The organism is Campylobacter sp. FU_497, from assembly GCF_025772425.1.
Lineage (GTDB): Bacteria > Campylobacterota > Campylobacteria > Campylobacterales > Campylobacteraceae > Campylobacter_D > Campylobacter_D lari_C.
This window is the reverse complement of record NZ_JAKMSC010000029.1, coordinates 1-3,387: the sequence shown is the minus strand read 5'-3', so window position 1 is coordinate 3,387 and position 3,387 is coordinate 1. Positions and strand designations below refer to the sequence as shown.

At 28.4% G+C, this 3,387-nt stretch carries 2 protein-coding genes; both read left to right on the top strand.

Features of this window, described 5'->3' with window-relative positions; translation table 11 throughout:
• A partial coding sequence (locus L8W68_RS08100; protein WP_412175567.1) for a hypothetical protein occupies positions 1 to 293 on the top strand: 293 nt, incomplete at its 5' end.
• Positions 294 to 317: 24 nt separating this feature from the next.
• Positions 318 to 3,387 (top strand): filamentous hemagglutinin N-terminal domain-containing protein (locus L8W68_RS08095; RefSeq protein ID WP_263675745.1); only part of this gene is annotated, 3,070 nt, incomplete at its 3' end.

Sequence of the window (3,387 nt, the reverse complement as noted above, 5' to 3'; positions counted from 1 at the left end):
TTAAAACTTATTTAAGTGCTAAAGAAGCTATTAATCTTTCTAAAGATAGTTCTATTAATGTATATACTAACAATAATGTAAAAAATAAAAGCTTTATTTTAATGCAAAGTGAAAAAGGCTTTGTAGATGCAAATAATAAACACCTAAATCAAAAAGACTTACAAAGCTTATTAGAAACTATCACTAAAAACAATCAAAGCTTACATAAAAACATCAAAGCAAAAGTTCAAAAAGCTAAATACACTCTAAGTGTAAGTAAAGATGCAAAAAGCATAGTAGTGAATTTAAATTAAAGCAATACTCAAAAAGGATTAATTATGAAAAAGCTAGCAAATCACATCATACTCTCAGGCATAACTGTATCAATGTTATTATCACCTATGGTGGCAGCAGATAAACCACTTAATCCAAATCACTTACCTAGTGGGGGTAAATTTACTCATGGGACTACAGGTAATATAAACATTGATGGTAATACTATGTATGTTAATGGTACAACACAAGGTGGTAATCATGTTATCCAATGGGGTGGTGGTTTTAGTATAGGTAAAAATGCTCAAGTAAAATTTGGAGAAGGACAAAGTGGTCAAAACTACCTAAACATTGCTCATGGAACTAGTAAATCTACCATAGAAGGTATATTAAATGCAGGTGGTAATAATGTCTTTTTAATCAATCCTAATGGGGTAATCATAGAAAAGAGTGGATCTATCATCAATGCTAATCGCTTTGTGGCTTCGACTTCATCGATGGATAGTAAAAGCATGCAAGCATTTGCTGATGGAAAACTTGCTTATAATACTTTCTCTCCTGTGTTTAAACCAAATGGTGGTAATGTAGTAAATATGGGTAATATTAATGCTAAAAACGTTACTTTACAAGGTAATAAAGTAGTATTAGATGCTGATACTAATTGGGATAAAGAACACAATGGCATTAAATTTGGAAAAGTCAATGCTGAAAATATAAACTTACAAGGCAATGAAGTTTATGTTGATGTAAGCTCTATTAATGGTAATAAACTTAGCAAATTAAATATCAAGGGAGGCAATGGTAATAGTTTTAAAGGTTCTATGTATTTAAATGCTAGTGGGTATTATTATAATCCTAGTTCTTTTAAAGTATTTAACAAATTTAACAATTCAAGCAGTAATTTTAAAGTATATAAATATGTAGGCATAGGCTCTGATGTAGACTGGTGGCATTTTGCTAAAGGGTGGAATGAAAATAAAGATGGTATTTTTAGAAATACAGCTAGTGAGTATAGACTTACTAATGATATAGATTTTAAAGCAAGTAATGGACAAAACTATGCAAATTATTGTATAGATGGATATGGTTGTACTAATATGATAGTAGGTTTTAATGGTGATAGTGCTTTTACTAAAACATTTGACGGTCAAGGATATACTTTAAAGAATATTAATATAGATACAGTATCAGATGAAGTTAAAGATAAACCTAGATATGTGGGATTATTTGGAAAAACACAAAATGCAACTTTTGAAAATATTAATGTGGATTATATGGGTGGTGGTATAGATACAACTGGCGGTATTGTTGGTGGTTTTGTTGGAATTGGATATCAATCTGACTTTTATAATATAAGTATAAATAATTCTGGAACTTACAATACAGAAGGTCACTTTTTAAGTGGTTTTGGTAGTATTTATGAGGGAAAAGTACAAGATGTTATTGTAAATAATTCTGGTTCTTTTAAAGGATCCATTATTGAAGGATTTGGTGGCGGCATCGGTAAATTTTCTAGTATTGTTGTAAATAATTCAGGAATATTTAATAGTAAATATGATTTTAATGGATTTACACAAGGATTTGGTCCGGTGAAAAATGAAACAATGATAAAAACTTGGGTAAATAATATCATTGTTAATAATACTGGAAAATTTTATGCAGAAAAGATTGTAGGATTAGGAAATATACGTCCGGGTACTTATGTAGAAAATATCATTGTTAATAATTCTGGAGATTTTTATCTAAGTGAGCATGCTAAGATGTATGGTTTATCTAGTATGATATATAGTAATAATGGGTCTATAAATAGTAAGATAGAATTAAAAAATATCATTGTTAATAATACTGGACAATTTGCTAGAGGTGATAATTATAATGGTATAATGTTTTATGCATTTTCTGAGAATAGCTCTGATGCTGATATAAGCAATGTAGTCATATACAACAAAGGAAAGTTTCTCGAACCACTATTAATGTTTTTTGTTGAATACTCATCTGGAAATCAATATGAGAATATACATATATATATTGATGATGATGCAAAAAAAAGCCTAGCATATTTTTTCAATGGTAATAATGATCATATTATTTCTAATTTTAATATTTATACACACGAGGATACTGTAGAAGATTTAACACCAAATGATAAAATAAATATTCACGCTTACAGCGATAGTAATAAAGATGAAGTTTATAATAAATTTAAAGAACAAGCAGATACCATATCTAAACCTATACTTCCTATAATGCCACCACCATCTAAACCTTCTGAAGATATGAATATCCCTGATGTAGAAAAGATTAAAGATGAAACAGCCACTTTAGATCAAGGCGATTTAATTAGCGATGATATATGGGATGATATTATAAATGATATTGATAAGGTTCATTATAATATAGATATTAGATTATTAGCTAAATTGCTAAGTGAATATAGCAATATATCAAATAAAACAGAAGATGAGCAGGTTAAATTTATAACTACATATTTAGGTGTAAAAGAAAATGATGCTAGAGCATTATTACAAAGCTTGAGCTTTTTAAATGCATACAAAGATCATGATATAAGCAAAGCTAATTTTAAAGATAAAACAGTAAAAGATAGTTTTGAAAATTCTTTCAAAAATGCTGAAACTAAATTTACAAAATTTAACAATAATAAAAACAAACTGTATAACAATCTAAATGATCTTAATGAAAATATAGTATCAAAAGGATTTAATCTTGAATACTTACTTGAAGTCAATCAAGAAGAATTAGCTAAAGCTATAAAAGCTTATAATGATTATGTAGTTTTAATAGAAAAAGGCTTGAAAAATGAAAATGATCCTGCATTTATAAGTATCAAAAATACTATCATAAAACTTAACAATGAAGCTAAAAATTTTTATGCACAATTGCTTGACTATAAAGGCAAGCTTCAAGATTTTAAAGATAATAACGAATTTGAAAAAGTTATCATAGCTGGAGATTTTAAAACTATTCCTTTATTAATAACTCCTGATGTTAACAAACCTATTGATGGAGGTGGTGAAGATGGTGACTATGAAAAAATCTCTCGCCAAGTGGCTAATTCCCAAAAACAAACGCCTACCTTTGAATATGAAGAAGAAGAGACCGAAGAAGTAGATGAAG